The 16,604-nt window shown below is 56.2% G+C and carries 13 protein-coding genes; 6 read left to right on the top strand and 7 right to left on the bottom strand.

The features are described 5' to 3' along the window. The 5 genes from AC2FLX_RS07695 to AC2FLX_RS07675 form a co-directional block, all read right to left on the bottom strand. Nucleotides 1-1,302 carry an NAD(P)/FAD-dependent oxidoreductase gene (locus tag AC2FLX_RS07695; RefSeq protein WP_496811032.1) on the bottom strand — a complete coding sequence of 434 codons (1,302 nt, stop codon included), beginning with the start codon at nucleotides 1,300-1,302 and terminating at the stop codon, nucleotides 1-3. Then, nucleotides 1,299-2,117 carry an ABC transporter permease gene (locus AC2FLX_RS07690; protein ID WP_480748917.1) on the bottom strand — a complete coding sequence of 273 codons (819 nt, stop codon included), beginning with the start codon at nucleotides 2,115-2,117 and terminating at the stop codon, nucleotides 1,299-1,301. Before AC2FLX_RS07690 ends, AC2FLX_RS07695 begins: the two co-directional genes overlap by 4 nt. Further along, nucleotides 2,114-2,995: an ABC transporter permease subunit gene (locus tag AC2FLX_RS07685; protein ID WP_480748918.1), complete on the bottom strand. Its 882-nt coding sequence runs from the start codon at nucleotides 2,993-2,995 to the stop codon at nucleotides 2,114-2,116. Before AC2FLX_RS07685 ends, AC2FLX_RS07690 begins: the two co-directional genes overlap by 4 nt. Beyond that, nucleotides 2,995-4,122, bottom strand: coding sequence for an ABC transporter ATP-binding protein (locus AC2FLX_RS07680; RefSeq protein ID WP_480748919.1), 1,128 nt, complete (start codon nucleotides 4,120-4,122; stop codon nucleotides 2,995-2,997). Before AC2FLX_RS07680 ends, AC2FLX_RS07685 begins: the two co-directional genes overlap by 1 nt. Nucleotides 4,123-4,194: 72 nt before the next feature. Beyond that, a complete protein-coding gene (locus tag AC2FLX_RS07675) occupies nucleotides 4,195-5,280 on the bottom strand; it encodes a polyamine ABC transporter substrate-binding protein (protein WP_496746847.1) in 1,086 nt (361 codons plus the stop codon). A gap of 146 nt (nucleotides 5,281-5,426) precedes the next feature. Here AC2FLX_RS07675 and AC2FLX_RS07670 point away from each other — a divergent pair, with 146 nt between their 5' ends. The 6 genes from AC2FLX_RS07670 (at nucleotide 5,427) to AC2FLX_RS07645 (ending at nucleotide 12,785) form a co-directional block, all read left to right on the top strand. After that, nucleotides 5,427-6,101, top strand: coding sequence for a GntR family transcriptional regulator (locus AC2FLX_RS07670; RefSeq protein WP_496811042.1), 675 nt, complete (start codon nucleotides 5,427-5,429; stop codon nucleotides 6,099-6,101). A 79-nt stretch (nucleotides 6,102-6,180) separates the two neighbouring features. Next, entirely contained in the window at nucleotides 6,181-7,578 is a 1,398-nt protein-coding gene (locus tag AC2FLX_RS07665; protein ID WP_496746844.1) for an aspartate aminotransferase family protein, read from the top strand. Between the two features lie 354 nt (nucleotides 7,579-7,932). Next, complete coding sequence (locus AC2FLX_RS07660) at nucleotides 7,933-9,033, top strand: ABC transporter ATP-binding protein (protein WP_496811031.1); 1,101 nt, start codon at nucleotides 7,933-7,935, stop codon at nucleotides 9,031-9,033. A gap of 82 nt (nucleotides 9,034-9,115) precedes the next feature. Beyond that, nucleotides 9,116-10,219, top strand: a complete 1,104-nt coding sequence (locus tag AC2FLX_RS07655) for an extracellular solute-binding protein (RefSeq protein ID WP_480748923.1) — start codon at nucleotides 9,116-9,118, stop codon at nucleotides 10,217-10,219. A 112-nt stretch (nucleotides 10,220-10,331) separates the two neighbouring features. Next, a complete protein-coding gene (locus AC2FLX_RS07650) occupies nucleotides 10,332-11,603 on the top strand; it encodes an ABC transporter permease (protein ID WP_496811030.1) in 1,272 nt (423 codons plus the stop codon). Between the two features lie 6 nt (nucleotides 11,604-11,609). Next, nucleotides 11,610-12,785 carry an ABC transporter permease gene (locus tag AC2FLX_RS07645; protein WP_496745359.1) on the top strand — a complete coding sequence of 392 codons (1,176 nt, stop codon included), beginning with the start codon at nucleotides 11,610-11,612 and terminating at the stop codon, nucleotides 12,783-12,785. Between the two features lie 25 nt (nucleotides 12,786-12,810). On the opposite strand, the gene AC2FLX_RS07640 is transcribed toward AC2FLX_RS07645, so the two are convergent. Together AC2FLX_RS07640 and rnr are read right to left on the bottom strand one after the other, a co-directional pair. Next, the gene (locus AC2FLX_RS07640) at nucleotides 12,811-14,130 is read right to left on the bottom strand and encodes a lytic murein transglycosylase (protein WP_496811029.1); all 1,320 of its coding nucleotides are present in this window, start codon (nucleotides 14,128-14,130) and stop codon (nucleotides 12,811-12,813) included. A 198-nt stretch (nucleotides 14,131-14,328) separates the two neighbouring features. Then, nucleotides 14,329-16,587, bottom strand: a complete 2,259-nt coding sequence (gene rnr, locus AC2FLX_RS07635; protein ID WP_496811028.1) for a ribonuclease R — start codon at nucleotides 16,585-16,587, stop codon at nucleotides 14,329-14,331. Nucleotides 16,588-16,604: the final 17 nt, after the last annotated feature.

Genomic DNA, 16,604 nt, shown 5'->3' with positions numbered 1-16,604 from the left:
TCACAGATCGGCCAGCCCCATCGCGGCATAGGCCGGCGGCATCAGTATACGACGGCAGCGACCGAACGGGAACTTCTCCGGGCGTCGTGACATCGGGCCGGGGAGACCCGAAGGCTGTCCCATTGCCAAACGCGCCAAGGCGCGCCCGGCATAAGTGCCCATTGCCACGCCGTTGCCATGATAGGCAAAACCCGTGAACACACCGTTTAGACCAGAAACAGGGCCGACGTAAGGCGTCAAGCTGCGCGCGAGACACACCATCCCCGACCACATATTTGTCGCCTCGACCATTGCCCAAGCGGGAAACATACGTTCGAAATCCCGCCTGATTTTAACTCGGATCGCACGCTCAGCGGTTGGGGACGAACGCAATCCACCACGCATTCCGAACAGGAACCGCCGATCCGGCATGAGCCGGAAATAGTGCAGCAGATTGCGGGTGTCATAGGCCATCTGATCCGATGTCCAGCCTTGCGCCTCAAGCTCGACTTCTGTCAGCGGGCGCGTCACCATAACCGTGGATTGAGCGGGCATGTACCGACCGGCCAGCCAATCCGGCATGTCCTCGCTTGAATACCCGTTCGTGCAAATCAAAATGGCTTTACATGTAACCCGTCCGTTCGCGGTCGCCACCGTATGGCCCGCCGCCCTGCTTTGGATCGAAAGCGCTGGGCTTTTCTGGAAAAGGCTCGCCCCCGCTTGTTGTGCCGCAAAGGCAAGACCGAACAGATATTTTCGGGGGTTCAAAGCAAAACCGATGGGATAGGTGTAGCCGCCAAAGAATTGGCCACCAAATCCCAATGCCGCCAGATCTTTGTGTTCATGAACAACGCCCCCTGCTTCCGCCCGCCGTCGCACGGCATCCATTGCCCGCGGCGTGTGGGCCAGTTGCGTTTCGCCCCTCGAGTGTTTGTCAGCGTCGATTCCGTGATCCTGCAACAATCGAGACACCAGTTCCACGGACTCGACCTCTGCCGCTTCGAATGCTTCGGTGGCGGTGTGGCCATATCGACGCCGCATGGCATCTTGGCTCAACTTGGACCCGCCGAGACAACAGAACCCGCCGTTGCGCCCGGATGCACCCCATCCCGGTGTTTCGGCCTCAAGCACGGCAGTCGAAACACCGGCTTTAGCAAGATGCAACGCCGCCGAGATGCCTGTGAAACCCCCGCCGACGATGGTCACATCCACCTCAAGATCACCTTCGAGAACTGGCCAAGACGGCGCCTGAATTGTCTGATCCCACCAGCACCCGTCCCGCGGTCCAGGCCCATAGGTGTAGTCTGGAAAGATCCGCTTCATTGCGCGCGGGCCGCCGCCTGTTCATCCTGTTTTTGCCGGACCATCGCGCGTTTGGACACCAGCGACGCGGCGATAACCCCTACGGTCACGATGCCGATCATGATGGTGGACAAGGCATTGATTTCCGGGCTGACCCCCAGACGAACCGCCGAGAAGATCTTGATCGGCAAGGTGGTGGCTGAAGGACCGGTGGTAAACGACGCTATGACCAGATCATCCAGCGACAGCGTAAACGCCAGCAACCAGCCCGATATCACCGCAGGCGCAATGATCGGGAGTGTTACCAAACGAAAGGCTTGCGCCGGGGAGCAACCCAGATCAAGTGCAGCTTCTTCCAAGGATTGGTCAAACGTCACCAGACGCGACGAGACCACGACAGAAACGTAGCACATCGAGAACGTCGTATGTGCAAGCACGACTGTGAAAACACCTCGATCCAGACCAATGCCGATAAACAAAAGCAGTAGCGACAAGCCAGTGATTACTTCAGGCATTACAAGCGGGGCATAGATCATGCCAGAAAACACTGTTCGGCCCAGAAAACGGCCACCGCGCACCAGAACATACGCTGCCATTGTCCCGAGAATTGTTGCGAGCGTCGACGAAAACACCGCGACCCGCAGCGTCACCCACGCCGCATCCAGAAATGCTTCATTGCGGATCAACTCCCCATACCATTTGGTCGAGAACCCGGCCCACACGGTAACCAGTTTGCTTTCGTTGAAACTGAAGATGATCAGGATGACCATCGGGATATAAAGAAACGCGAATCCCAGCGTCAGCGAGACAACGTTGAACCAGCTAAGCCTGTTCATTTTTCCGCCTCCGCCTGTTTCTGCTGGTTGCGCTGGAACAGCACGATCGGGATCACGAGGATCAGGAGCAGCACCACGGCCACGGCCGACGCAACCGGCCAGTCGCGGTTCGAGAAGAATTCCTCCCAAAGAACCTTGCCGATCATCAGCGTTCCGGACCCTCCCAAAAGCGACGGGATCACGAACTCGCCGATCACCGGGATCATCACCAGGAAACACCCGGCAATGATGCCGGGGCGCGAAAGTGGAACGGTGACGAGCCAGAAAGCCTGCGTACGAGAGCACCCCAGATCCTCAGCGGCTTCGATCAACGAGCCGTCAAGCCGGTCGAGCGCAGAATAGATAGGCAGGATCATGAAGGGCAGATAGGTGTAGACGATACCGACATAGACAGCTTTTTGTGTGTTCAGGATCGTCAGTGGCTCCGAGATAATTCCCGTCCACAACAACAGTTGATTGAGGAAACCCTCGTTGCTCAGAATACCCATCCACGCATAAACCCGGATCAGGAACGACGTCCAGAACGGCAAAATCACCAGCATCATCAGCGTCGGACGCCATTCTTCGGGCGCCCGGGCCATGCCATAGGCGATGGGATACCCCACGAGCAATGTCAGGAATGTCGAGATGATCGCGATTTTGAGGCTCGACAGATAAGCCTTCCAGTACAAGGCATCCTCGGTCAAGAAGATGAAGTTTTCGAAATCCAGCTCGCTAAGGAAGGCCCCGATGCCTTCAGCCCAGTCGAATTGCGGAACGTAAGGCGGTATTGATAGCGCCGTGTCCGACAGCGATATCTTGAGAACAATGGCGAAAGGCACCAGAAACAGCGCCAAAAGCCAGAAATACGGGACGGCGATCAGGACGAAGCGACGCATCAGTCTGCCAGCGGCACCGCAGCCGTAGCTGTCCACGACAGCCAGACAGGGTCTTCCCAAGTGAAGGAGCGGCGCGAGATACGGCGTGTATTGGCCGTCTGCGCCTTGATGATCGTGCCGTTCGGTAGCTCAACATGATAGGTCGACAAGTTGCCCAGATATGCAATGTCGTGCACTTTACCCTGAACGGCATTGGCTGCATCTGCAGGACGCTCGGCTGAAATCGTCACTTTCTCCGGCCGTATCGCCAGATGGCAGGTCTGACCGGTGGCAAACGTCTGAGCTGATCTGGTTATGATCGGTGCTTGCCCGTCGGCCCAATCGACCTTGTAAGTATCTTCGCCGTCGGGCGTTGCCCGGCCTTCGATGATGTTCACGTCTCCAATGAAATCAGCCACATAAACCGACGCAGGGTTTTCATAGATCTTGTCCGGCGTGGCCACCTGCATCAGTTTACCCTGATCCATCACTGCGACGCGGCTGGCGACGGTCATCGCTTCTTCCTGATCGTGGGTAACGATCACAAAGGTGGTGCCCGTTTTTTCTTGGATGTCCATCAGTTCGAACTGGGTGTCCTGCCTCAGCTTTTTGTCAAGCGCTCCGAGGGGTTCATCCAGCAACAGAAGTTTGGGCGCTTTGGCCAAGGACCGGGCCAGAGCCACTCGCTGTCTCTGACCACCAGAAATCTGGTGCGGTTTGCGGCGGGCGAACTGTTCCAGACGGGTCAGGCGAAGCATTTCTTCGACACGGTTTTCCAGATCCAGTTTCGGCATGTTGTCGCGGCGAAGGCCAAAGGCAATGTTGTCCCAAACGCTGAGATGCGGAAACAAAGCGTAGGACTGGAACATCATGTTCACCGCCCTTTTGTTTGGCGGAATAGGGTCGATATCCTTCCCACCCAGCATGATGTGCCCTTCGGTGGGTTTTTCGAAACCCGCAAGCATCCGCATCATGGTGGTCTTACCGCAGCCGGATGGACCCAGAAGGGCAAAGAACTCCCGCTCGTAGATATCAAGCGAAAGATTGTCGATCGCAGTGAACTGACCAAACCGTTTTGTGACGTTCTGAAACTGGATCAATGGTTTCGCCTGTGGATCTTCCCACGGCGCAAAGACGGAAGAATTCAAAACGGACCCCCGTTGAGTTGACTTCACCGATAGAATTGGCGGAGAAGGCAAAACCTACTCCGCCCATTAAGATCAAGTTCCCGACTTGATCTTGGTCCACAGGCGTGTCGCCGCGCGCTGGGTCTTTGCCGGATAGGGCGTTGTGATAAAGAGGTTTTCCATGGTCGCTTCGTCCGGGTAGATCGCCGGGTCGCCAATCACATCCTCTTCCAGGAACTCCTGGCTCGCCTTGTTGCCGTTGGCATAATAGACATAGTTTGATGCTGCTGCCATGTTGTTGGCATCGAGAATGAAATTCAGGAATTTGTGCGCGCCGTCTGGATTCGGAGCGTCAACCGGAATTGCCATTTGGTCAAACCACATCTGCGCGCCTTCTTTGGCCGCGTGATAAGCGATTTCCACCCCATTATCGGCTTCAGCCGCACGGTCCCGCGCTTGCAGGATGTCGCCAGACCACCCGACAGCGACGCAGATATCACCGTTTGCCAGCGCATTGATGTATTCGGAACTGTGGAATTTCTGGATATGAGGCCGGATCGCCATGAATACCGGCTCGGTCTTGGCGATTACATCCGGATCGTGGCTATCCGGGTCTTCACCGATGTATTTCAGCACCATTGGAATCATCTCTGCCGGCGCATCCAGGAAATGCACACCACATCCCGCCAGCTTCGACATGTTGTCCGGGTTCAGCACAAGTTCAAGGCTATCGATGGGCGCATCTTCTCCCAGGATCTCCTTCACCTTGCCAACATTCACACCGATCCCGGTGGTACCCCACATGTAGTTTATCGAATAGGCGTTGTCGGGGTCATATCCCGCAGTCCGTTCCTGGATTACATCCCAAAGATTGTCTGCATTGGGCAGCTTGCTGGTATCCAGCTTCTGGAACGCCCCGGCCTGGATCTGACGTTGCAAGAACGTTCCCGACGGAACCACAACGTCATAACCCGAGCCACCGGCGAGCATCTTGGTTTCCAGAACCTCATTGCTGTCGAATACGTCGTAGATCAGCGTCAGGCCGGTTTCTTCCTGGAACTTGGCCAGTAAATCCTCGTCGATATAGTCCGACCAGTTGTAGACGCGCACCTCTTCGGCGAATGCAGCCGAGGTCCCCAACGCGAATACGGTCGTGAGTGTCAGCGATTTGAATGTCATGTTTCTCTCCCTGCGAATGTACCGTTATCATCCCGTTTTTTTGGATTTGATCAAGTTTTGCGTTCCACGGCAATACAGTTTATGGTTTCAAGCGGCGTCGTGCGCTGCATTCCGAGACCAACAAGATCAGGATAAACCTTTTGAATATGATCAAAAATAGAGCTTCTGACCGAAATTCAAGCGACGAAAAACGCCCCGCACATGAGCAAGTTTATCACGTGCTCAGATCACAAATCCTGTTCGGAGAGATGGTTCCCGGCCAGCCTGTGACGATTCAAGGGCTGACTGATTCGCTGGGTGCCGGAATGACTCCGGTACGAGAGGCGATCAGACGTCTGATATCCGATGGGGCTCTGGTTTTTCAGGGAAATCGCAGGGTCAGCGTTCCCATTTTGAGCAAGGGCGATATCGAGCAACTGATCTTCGCAAGAAAAGTAATTGAATCAGAGCTTTCAAGGCGTGCCGGAGGTCTTATGACCCCCAAGCAAATAGATGCCCTGGAAGACATCGATCGCCGCGTTGACGAGTGCATCTCTGCTGGTGATGTTAGCGGGTATCTACTGAACAACTATGCGTTTCACACAACAATCTACAGCCATGCCGACGCTCCTGTCCTGTGCGATCTGGCAGAACGTTTGTGGCTACGATTCGGCCCCTCTTTGCGCGTCGTGTGCGGTCGCTTCGGCACGCACAGCCTTCCGGATCGACACAAAGACATAGTGGAATGCCTGCGCAATAAAGACGCCGCAGGCGTCGGTCGGGCTATGGCCCATGATGTCGAGCAAGGCATGGAACTTATGGCGGGCGCTCTCTCAAAATAATCATTGCGAAGTGATTCGATTGACTTCGCCAAATTTGATCATATTGTGAAGGTCGACAGATTCCGCAGGAGATTTCACGATGTCCACGATCACCAATCACATGCCCACAGCCGAGCTTCAGGCCCTTGATGCGGCCCACCACATGCACCCGTTCACTGAAAACGACGGACTGGCAAAAAAGGGCGCGCGCGTTATCACCCGCGCCAAAGGCGTGTTTCTGACCGACAGTGAGGGGGAAGAGATTCTGGACGCCATGGCAGGCCTGTGGTGTGTAAACATCGGCTATGGCCGCGACGAGCTTGCGGAGGTCGCCGCGCGGCAAATGCGGGAACTGCCTTATTACAATACGTTCTTTCAGACGACCCATGTTCCTGCGATCGCATTGGCGGAAAAGATCGCTAACCTGGCGCCTGGTGACTTGAATCATGTGTTCTTTGCTGGGAGCGGCTCCGAAGCCAACGACACGAACATTCGATTGGTGCGTACCTATTGGGACAGCAAAGGTAAATCTGGCAAGAATATCATCATTAGCCGCAAGAACGGTTATCACGGTTCCACCGTCGGCTCTGCCTCGCTCGGCGGGATGCCGGCAATGCACGCTCAGGGCGGCATCCCGATTCCGAACATCCACCATATAAATCAACCCAACTGGTGGGCCGAAGGCACTGACATGGACCCCGAAGAATTCGGCCTTGCACGCGCACGTGAATTGGAAGAAGCCATTCTCGAGCTTGGCGAAGACCGCGTTGCCGCCTTTATTGCCGAACCGGTTCAGGGCGCGGGCGGTGTGATCGTGGCGCCCGACAGCTATTGGCCTGAAATCCAGCGGATTTGCGACAAATACGAAATCCTCTTGATCGCGGATGAAGTGATCTGTGGCTTCGGTCGTACTGGCAACTGGTTCGGCTCGGAAACTGTTGGCATCAAACCGCATATCATGACCATCGCCAAAGGCCTCAGCTCGGGCTACGCACCAATAGGCGGCTCGATCGTTTGCGACGAGGTTGCCAAAGTGATTGCAGGTGTGGAATTCAACCACGGCTATACCTATTCGGGCCATCCTGTTGCCGCAGCAGTCGCTCTGGAAAACCTCCGCATCATGGAGGAAGAAGACATTGTCGGGCGTGTGAAAAACGTGACCGCCCCATACCTCAAGGAAAAGTGGGAAGCCCTGATCGATCATCCACTGGTTGGAGAAGCCAAGATCGTCGGTATGATGGCGTCGATTGCCCTGACCCCCAACAAAGAGGCACGGGCAAAATTTGCGTCCGAACCAGGTACGATCGGATACATTTGCCGCGACAAGTGTTTTGCAAACAACCTGATCATGCGCCATGTCGGCGACCGCATGATCATTTCTCCGCCACTGGTTATCACCCATACAGAGATCGACGAGATGTTTGTCCGCATCCGCAAGTCACTGGACGAAGCTTATGCCGAAATCCTTGACAGGGATCTTTTGAAGGAAGCTGCGTAACACTCGGCCAAAAAGCCAGGACAACTTGAGGCATGGCCGGTCATTTCGAATGACCGGCCCAATTCTTGCAACTTGTGCAACGGCAGCTTCTTCCTGTGTGCAACCAAAACCGGATACACATCCAAAGAATGTCGCATTGTTGCACAATAGTGTCGCTCTGAGTCGCTGCCGCATACCAAAGCTGCATTCAAATTCCAACGACAGAAATCAGTGACCCTATACGCGGTAATGACGAAAATCTTACTTTCGGTCACCGAAATTTATTAATTTCATGCCTAGCGCTCGTTATGCTTGGTGTGATTAGATCACAAAAAGCGCAGAGGAAATCTGCCTAACAGCAAATGGGGAGACAACTTGGCCGACGCTTCGAACAACAGCGCGTTCGTCGAATTTGAGCGCGTGCAAAAAAGCTATGACGGCGAGACTCTGGTCGTCAAAGATCTCAATCTAACAATGCCCAAAGGCGAGTTTCTGACGATGCTCGGTCCGTCGGGTTCCGGAAAAACCACATGCCTGATGATGCTGGCCGGTTTCGAAACTGCCACTCACGGCGACATCCGGCTTGGTGGCGTTTCCATTAACAACATCCCACCTCATAAACGCGGCATCGGCATGGTGTTTCAAAACTATGCCCTGTTCCCGCACATGACGATTGCCGAAAACCTCTCTTTCCCGCTGGAAGTCCGAAATATGGGCAAGTCCGAGCGCGAAGAGAAGGTCAAGCGCGCGCTTGACATGGTCGAAATGGGCGCATTCGGTGGACGCCGGCCGGCGCAGCTTTCAGGTGGTCAGCAACAGCGGATCGCCTTGGCCCGCGCTCTGGTTTTCGAACCGGAACTGGTTCTGATGGACGAACCTCTGGGTGCACTGGACAAGCAACTGCGGGAAAAGATGCAGTTCGAAATCACCCACCTGGCGCACCGCCTGGGTATCACGGTGGTCTATGTGACCCACGACCAGACCGAAGCGTTGACAATGTCCGACCGGGTCGCGGTGTTCAACGACGGCGTCATCCAACAACTCGCTCCGCCAGATACTCTGTACGAGGAACCGTCCAACAGCTTCGTGGCCCAGTTCATCGGCGAGAACAATACGCTCGAAGGCGAAGTCAAGGAAATCAAGGACGGTATCGCAGTTGTCCAGTTGGACGGCGGCGGTCTGATCGATTGCAAACCGGTCAACGTAAGCAAACCGGGGGAACGCACACGGGTTTCCATTCGTCCAGAGCGAGTTGAATACAACAAGGAACGTTTGCAGAAAGGCGCCCACACACTGAACGCCGAAGTTTTGGAGTTCATTTACATGGGCGATATCTTCCGCACACGTTTGCGCGTTGCCGGGAACGATGAATTCATCATCAAAACCCGTAACGCGCCGGACCAAGTCCGCTTGCAGCCGGGCCAGCAGATTGAGATCGGCTGGCTTCCCGAGGACTGCCGCGCACTTGATGCTTAACAAGGCGCTCTTGCGCGCTGGATTGTCCACTTCGGCGCGCAATCCACCACAAGAACCAAGTTCAACAAGGAGAAAGATAAACATGAAACTTTCGCAACTCTCTACTCTGGTTGCTACGACGGCACTCATTGCTCCTGCCGCGATTGCGCAGGACATGGCCGATGAAATGACCATCGTGTCCTGGGGCGGCGCGTATTCTGCCTCGCAGCAGAACGCCTATCACACTCCGTACTCGGAAAAGACCGGCGTCAAGATCATCAACGACGAAAGCTCGGCCGAAGCAGTCGCAAAGCTCCGGGCAATGAACGAAGCCGGCAACGTCACCTGGGACGTCGTTGATGTCGTGGCATCTGACGCCATGCGCCTTTGCGACGAAGGCTTGGCGGAAGAACTGGATCACGATGCGATTCTCGCCGCGGCTCCCGATGGGACGCCGGCAACTGAGGACTTTGGCGAACTGATCGTTTCCGACTGCTTTGTTCCGCAAATCGTCTATTCGACAACTTTCGGCTATCGCACCGACTTGGTTGGGGATACTCCGCCGACCACCGTCTGCGACGTCTTTGACCTTGAAAAGTATCCGGGCAAGCGTTCGCTGCAGAAACGCCCGATCGACAACATGGAATGGGCCCTCTACTGCGACGGTGTTGCCAAAGAAGACATCTATGACACGCTCAGCACGCCCGAAGGCGTTGAGCAGGCACTGGCCAAACTCGACACAATCAAGGACCAAGTGGTCTGGTGGACCGCTGGTGCGGAAACCCCACAGCTTCTGGCCGACGGCGAAGTTGTCATGGGATCGACCTTCAATGGTCGTTTGTTCTCGGCTATTGCCGAACAGGGGCAGCCGATCGGTATGCTTTGGGACATGCAGTCGTTCGACCTTGATGGTTGGATCATTCCCGCAGGCCTGAGCCCTGAGCGCAAGGCACGCGCGCTGGACTACCTGTTTTTCGCTACCGATACTCAGCGTCTGGCGGATCAAGCCAAGTACATCTCCTACGGCCCGGCCCGCAAGTCTTCGGCACCGCTGGTTGGCCAGCACGCAGAACTGGGAATCGACATGGCTCCGCACATGCCGACCGATCCTGCGAATGCTTCCAACACTCATATCTACGACTACGAGTGGTGGGCAGACAACCGTGACGACCTGAACGCAAAATTCCAAGCCTGGTTGGCGAAGTAAGCCAATACGAAATCTGCAAGGGGGCGCGTCGCCTCCTTGCGGATTTACGAAAAACGACGGTCAAACAAGACCGCTCATGCTGTGAACGGGCAGCAAGCAACGGGGAAAGTAGATGAGCGATACTACGCATACCGGCCGCGTTCTGGCCGCTGATGGGACACCGCTAAAGCGAAGTCTGGCACGGGCATTGCGAATGCAAAAAATGCGCGCGCTCATGCTGATTGCGCCACTCCTGCTCTTCGTGTTGCTGACCTTCATCCTGCCGATTGTGGACATGTTGTTCCGTTCGGTAGAGAACAATATCGTTGCGGACACTCTGCCCAATACTGTCGTTGCTCTACGGGATTGGGACCCGAATACAGGTGAAGCGCCGGACGAGGCGGTTTTCGCCGCAATGGCGGTAGACATGAAGGTTGCCGCCGAAGCCAAGTTGCATACCCGCGTGGGTTCGCGTCTGAACTATGAAAACCCCGGGATTTCTTCTCTGTTTCGAAAAGCTGGTCGACGCGTCAGCAAGTGGGATACCGAAAGTGATGGTCCTTTCAAGGAGCAGTTCCTCAAAATCGACGACCGGTGGGCCGATGTCGAAGTCTGGCGCACCATCCAGACCTACTCGCCAAAGATAACCAATGGGTATTTCCTGAACTCTGTCGACCTGCGCAAAGGTAACGATGGTGTCGAAGCCCGCCAGGAAAACGAGCGCATCTATATCACACTGTTCATCCGTACCTTTATCATGTCGCTTGTGATTACCGGCGCTTGCATCGTTCTGGGTTACCCGGTGGCATGGATTCTGGCCAACCTTCCGACCCGGACAGCGAACATCCTGATGATACTCGTATTGTTGCCATTCTGGACGTCGCTATTGGTGCGTACCTCTGCTTGGAAAGTGATGTTGCAGCAACAGGGCGTCATCAACGAAACGTTGGTCTGGCTGGGACTGGTCGCTGATGACTCGCGATTGGTGATGATCAACAACCAGTTCGGCACCATCGTGGCGATGACCCACATCCTGCTGCCATTCATGATCCTGCCGATGTATTCAGTCATGCAGACAATCAACCCGTCATATCTGCGTGCGGCCAAGTCTTTGGGCGCTACCAACTGGACGGCATTCTGGAGGGTCTATTTCCCGCAATCGGTGCCAGGAATCGGCGCAGGTTCGATCCTCGTGTTCATCCTCGCCATCGGCTACTACATCACGCCCGAACTCGTTGGCGGCACCAAGGGTGTCTTCATCTCCAACCGGATCGCCTTCCACATCTCGTCCTCGCTCAACTGGGGTCTGGCCGCGGCGCTCGGAACGATCCTGCTGGCGGTGGTTCTGCTGCTCTACTGGACCTACGACAAGATCGTGGGCATCGACAACGTGAAGCTGGGGTAAGAAAACATGGCACTAACACCCGTCCAACCTCAAACCCCAGGATTCGTTGCCGCCGTTGCCGGTGCTGCCGGAGCCTTCTTTGGTCTCTTCGTCGGCACAGCGCAGGGATCAGGCCTGATCGGCATCGTTGTCGGCGCGGCGCTTCTTGCTGCCTTGGGATTTGTCCTTGCAGGTATGGCCGACAAGGAAAAAACGCTGCGCTGGATCATATTTGCAGGCTTTCTTCTCGCGGGCTTCGCGCTTGGTGGTCTATCAGCAGCCGTGGTCGGCGCCCTGTTCGGCTGGTTCGCCGGCTGGTTCATCTTTTGGCTGGCAACGTCGCGCTACCGGGCGCATCTGGCCCCCTATCTGACACCAGGACAGGTGCTTTGGCACTACACTTTCCGGGTGATCTGTGGCGCGATTTTCGTGTTCCTCATCACTCCGATCCTTGTGGTGATGCCTCTCAGCTTCAATGCCCAGGACTTTTTCACCTTTACTCCGGAGATGCTGCGCTTTGATCCTGCCGGCTATTCGCTGAAACACTATCAGGACTTCTTCACAAACGATGACTGGCAACAGGCGCTCTGGAATTCGCTGAAAATTGCTCCTATGGCGACACTGCTTTCGGTTGGCTTCGGCACACTGGCAGCCATTGGTCTCAGCCAACCCCACGTGCCGTTCCGGCGTGCGATCATGGCGGTCCTGATTTCCCCAATGATCGTGCCGTTGATCATCTCGGCTGCTGGCATGTACTTTTTCTACAGCCGGATCGGCCTGCAAGGTACGTATTTCGGCGTGGTTTTGGCCCATGCGGCCCTTGGCATTCCGTTTGTCATCATCACGGTGACGGCCACGCTGGTTGGTTTTGACCGATCGCTAACTCGGGCAGCCGCGAATATGGGTGCGGGGCCGGTGACGACCTTCTTCCGAATCCAGATGCCTCTGATCCTCCCCGGAGTTATTTCCGGCGGATTGTTCGCATTCATCACGTCGTTCGACGAAGTGGTCGTGGTTCTGTTCGTAGGCTCCGCCGGTCAAAAGACGCTGCCTTGGCAGATGTTCACCGGCTTGCGCGAACAAATCTCACCGACCATTCTGGCGGTCGCGACAATTCTTGTGGTGATCTCGATTGGTCTGTTGACCACGGTCGAGATGCTGCGGCGCCGCTCGGAACGGCTCAGAGGCATGTCACCGACCTAAGACAAAGGGGCCGAAAGGCCCCTTTTCATCTTAGCCGGTTCAATAGCTGCAGCGAAGGATAGCCATCCGGCAACAGGCCTTCTGCCAACTGATAGGATCGGACCGCGTTGATGGTCAGCGGCCCGATACGCCCATCAATCTTTTCCGTATCGAACCCGGCCCGCGTCAGTCGCCGTTGCAATTCTTTTCGCTCGGAGAAGGATAGGGCGCGATCTCCACGTGGCCAGTTGGCTTGAATCGCGGCACCGCCTCCGATCCGATCCGCCAGATGCCCTACGCCAATGACATAGGCATCGGCGGAATTATAGCGTTCGAGCACTTCGAAATTGTCGAAGATCATGAAAGCTGCGCCCTGACCGCCCGCTGGCAGCAGTATTGACGCAGGTCCGAAATCAGCGACAGACTTGCCATCGGTCCCGACGACCCCCAATGCAGCCCAATCCGACGGCGCCTGTGTGTAGTCGCGTTTGGCACTGGAATAGTCGAACCCTTCGGGAAGCACGACTTCGACACCCCAGGGTTGTCCCTTGGTCCAGCCAAACCCTGCCAGATATGACGCCGTCGACGCCAACGCGTCCGACGGGTCGTCCGACCAGATGTCTCGTTTTCCATCCCCGGTGAAATCGACGGCATGTTCCAGATAGGACGTTGGCATGAATTGTGTATGCCCCATCGCGCCAGCCCAACTGCCCGTCATATCCGAAGGCGCTACATCCCCTGCCTGAACAATCCTGAGCGCGGCGAGCAACTGCGCCTCAAAGAACTGCGCACGGCGCGCATCGAACGCCAGCGTCGCCAATGACCGGATCGTGCTGTTGTTTCCCTTGAAGGAACCATAGGCACTTTCCAGTCCCCAAATCGCCAATACGACTTCTTTTTCGACACCGTATTTAGCCTCGATCCGTTCCAGCGTTGCATTGTGTTTCGCAAGTGCTGCTCTACCATTCTGCACTCGCACATCCGAAACCGCGCTGTCCAGATAGTCCCAGATCGTCTTTGTAAACTCGGATTGGTTACGATCACGCTTCACTACATCCGCGTCATATGTCACGCTTTGAAAAGCCCGATCCAGAGTCGAATGATAGATGCCCTGATCCCGCGCACGCAACTTGAATGCCCCGATCCATGCCTGGAACCGTGCGTTCGACACACTTGCACTCACTTGCTCTACCTCTTCGACTGGACGCAAAATCGGGCGCAGCGACGTCGTAAGGTCAGCCGATGCCAAGTGAATGACGGCCTGATCGGCCCGCACCTTTGGCCGGTTCGATTGTTGCGATGTGTCTGCTGACACGCCTGTTGCCCAAATTGCGGCGAGGGCAACGCCGCTGATACACATTTTCATTCCGGATTTCCCGATTATCTGCTCGATAACAGGGTATCGCGAATCCGGCTTTTCACAAAGCAGTCAATATTCTGTTTCGCAAAACTCCGCCGCCCGCACGTCGTGCACACATCGACGCCTGAGGAAACGGACATTTCATCCGCCCTGCAACTTTTTGTCCGTTCTCCCGCTGCCAGTGACTTTTCTTTCAGCTACTTTTCATCTCTGGCGGCGCTTGCGTTCAATCTTTCGCTTGATCTTGTCTTTCTTGCGCTTGGTACTGGCGGTTTTCCTTTTCACCCCACGGCGGGCCGACCCACGCCCTCTTGGAACCACTTGATCGTCGATGGACAGCAATTCCAGCTCCAACCCGCCGGTCACCGGAATCGCTTCGGTCAGTCGTACCGTAACACGCTGGCCAATTGCGATCAGCAGGCCGGTGTCGGCGCCCATCAGTGTCCCGGCCTCGCGGTCGAAATGGAAAAATTCACGCCCGAGCGAGCGCACAGGAATCAACCCGTCAGCACCGGTTTCATCAAGCTTAACAAACGCCCCAAAGCGCGCTATGCCACTGATACGGCCTGTGAATTCGTTGCCGACCCGCTCACTCAGATAGGCTGCAAGATATCGGTCTGTCGTGTCACGTTCGGCCATCATAGACCGGCGCTCGGTATCCGATATGTGGTTTGCGGTTTCCTCAAGGCGATCAATTTCATCCTCGGTCAGACCATCTTTGCCCCACCCATGCGCCGAAATCAGCGCCCGATGCACAATAAGGTCCGAGTATCGTCGGATCGGGGATGTGAAATGCGCGTAATTTCGCAGGGCCAACCCGAAATGGCCAAAATTCTCCGGGCTGTAGTAAGCCTGCGCCATCGAACGGAGGGTGCTGAGATTGATCAGCTCCGCCTCATCCGTTCCCGCCGCCGCATTCAGCAGCGCATTCAAGTGCCGGGTTTGCAGCACCTGTCCCTTGGCCAGGTTCAGCCCTGCAGCCTGAGCGGTTTCACGCAAGGATTCAAGCTTCTCTGGCGCCGGTTCCTCATGTACCCGGAACAGCAGCGGACGCCGCTTGGCGATCAGGGTTTCGGCGGCAGAGACATTCGCCAGAATCATGAACTCTTCGATCAGTCGGTGCGCATCCAGCCGTTCCCGGAAGGCAACGCTTTCGACATGGCCGTTGTCCCCCAACACGATCTTGCGCTCGGGCAGGTCCAGATCCAGCGGCTGCCGCGCCTCGCGAGCCGCTTTCAACGCATTATAAGCGGAATAGAGCGGCTTCAGAACGTTACTTAGCAATGGGTCTGTGCGATCATTCGGATTGCCGTCTATCGCGTCCTGCACCTCGGCATAGTTCAGCGCGGCCGCCGAGCGCATCAGACCTCGCACGAAACGATGGCCAAGCTTGTTGCCATCGGCGTCGATCTGCATCCGGACAGCAATACAGGCGCGCGGCACGCCTTCGTGCAGCGAACACAAATCGCCTGACAACCGATCCGGCAGCATGGGCACTACGCGATCCGGGAAATAACTCGAATTGCCGCGCTTTCGGGCTTCTCGGTCCAACGCCGTACCGGGTCGGACATAGGCGGCAACGTCCGCAATAGCGACCCAGATGACGTGTCCGCCGGGATTCTTCGGATCGTCATCTGCATGGGCATAGCAGGCGTCATCCCGATCCCTCGCATCCGATGGGTCGATCGTGACTAGCGGCATGTCGCGCAGATCTTCGCGCCCTTGCAGGCCCGCAGGTTTGCAGCTGTCTGCTTCTTCGATCACCACATCCGGAAAATCGTCAGGAATGCCATGCTGGTGAATGGCGATCAGCGACACCGCCTTGGGCGCAGACGGATCGCCCAATCGTTCAACAATGCGCGCACGCGGCAGTCCCATGCGGTTCTTGGGGCCTGCTTGTTCAGCCTCGACCAGTTCACCGTCCTTGGCCCCATGCACGGCCCCTTCCGGCACCAGCCACTCGGTCTGACCCGCCTTGTCGATAGGAACAATGCGGCCGCCTTCAGCGCCTTTCCGGAAGATGCCGACAATTCGGCGCGGATTGGCACCGATACGGCGGATGAGGCGCGCCTCATAGTTGTGATCTTCCTCGTGTACAAGAGTCAGGCGCGCCAGAATCCGGTCGCCTTCGCCCAACGCCGGGTCACTTGCACGTGGGATGACCACCACGATTGGTTCAACCCCTTCTCCATGCCATTCCAACGGCCGGGCGAACAGGTCGCCATCGGCGTTCGGCGCTTTGACTTGCAGAACGCTGACTGGCGGCAAACGATCCGGGTCGCGATAGCTGCGCCGGCGTTTTTCCAGATGTCCTTCGACCTCTAGTTCCTTGAGAACACGCTTGAGGTCAATACGATCCGAGCCCTTGATCCCAAAGGCCTTGGCGATATCGCGTTTCGAGGTCAGGGTTGGGTGCGCCGAGATCCATTCAAGAATCTCCTGCTTGGAAGGAATGCGAGTCATGTTTCCGCCGTAGCACG

This window comes from Ruegeria sp. YKSF57 (assembly GCF_059612585.1).
The sequence above is the reverse complement of the archived record's forward strand: the minus strand, read 5'-3'. Positions and strand labels throughout refer to the sequence as shown.

Bases quoted from the DNA above. Each gene is read 5' to 3' on its own strand.
- AC2FLX_RS07645 (WP_496745359.1), top strand. From the start codon at position 11,610: ATGGCACTAACACCCGTCCAACCTCAAACCCCAGGATTCGTTGCCGCC.
- AC2FLX_RS07685 (WP_480748918.1), bottom strand. From the start codon at position 2,995: ATGCGTCGCTTCGTCCTGATCGCCGTCCCGTATTTCTGGCTTTTGGCG.
- rnr (WP_496811028.1), bottom strand. From the start codon at position 16,587: ATGACTCGCATTCCTTCCAAGCAGGAGATTCTTGAATGGATCTCGGCG.
- AC2FLX_RS07655 (WP_480748923.1), top strand. From the start codon at position 9,116: ATGAAACTTTCGCAACTCTCTACTCTGGTTGCTACGACGGCACTCATT.
- AC2FLX_RS07675 (WP_496746847.1), bottom strand. From the start codon at position 5,280: ATGACATTCAAATCGCTGACACTCACGACCGTATTCGCGTTGGGGACC.
- AC2FLX_RS07640 (WP_496811029.1), bottom strand. From the start codon at position 14,130: ATGAAAATGTGTATCAGCGGCGTTGCCCTCGCCGCAATTTGGGCAACA.
- AC2FLX_RS07665 (WP_496746844.1), top strand. From the start codon at position 6,181: ATGTCCACGATCACCAATCACATGCCCACAGCCGAGCTTCAGGCCCTT.
- AC2FLX_RS07690 (WP_480748917.1), bottom strand. From the start codon at position 2,117: ATGAACAGGCTTAGCTGGTTCAACGTTGTCTCGCTGACGCTGGGATTC.
- AC2FLX_RS07670 (WP_496811042.1), top strand. From the start codon at position 5,427: ATGATCAAAAATAGAGCTTCTGACCGAAATTCAAGCGACGAAAAACGC.
- AC2FLX_RS07695 (WP_496811032.1), bottom strand. From the start codon at position 1,302: ATGAAGCGGATCTTTCCAGACTACACCTATGGGCCTGGACCGCGGGAC.
- AC2FLX_RS07650 (WP_496811030.1), top strand. From the start codon at position 10,332: ATGAGCGATACTACGCATACCGGCCGCGTTCTGGCCGCTGATGGGACA.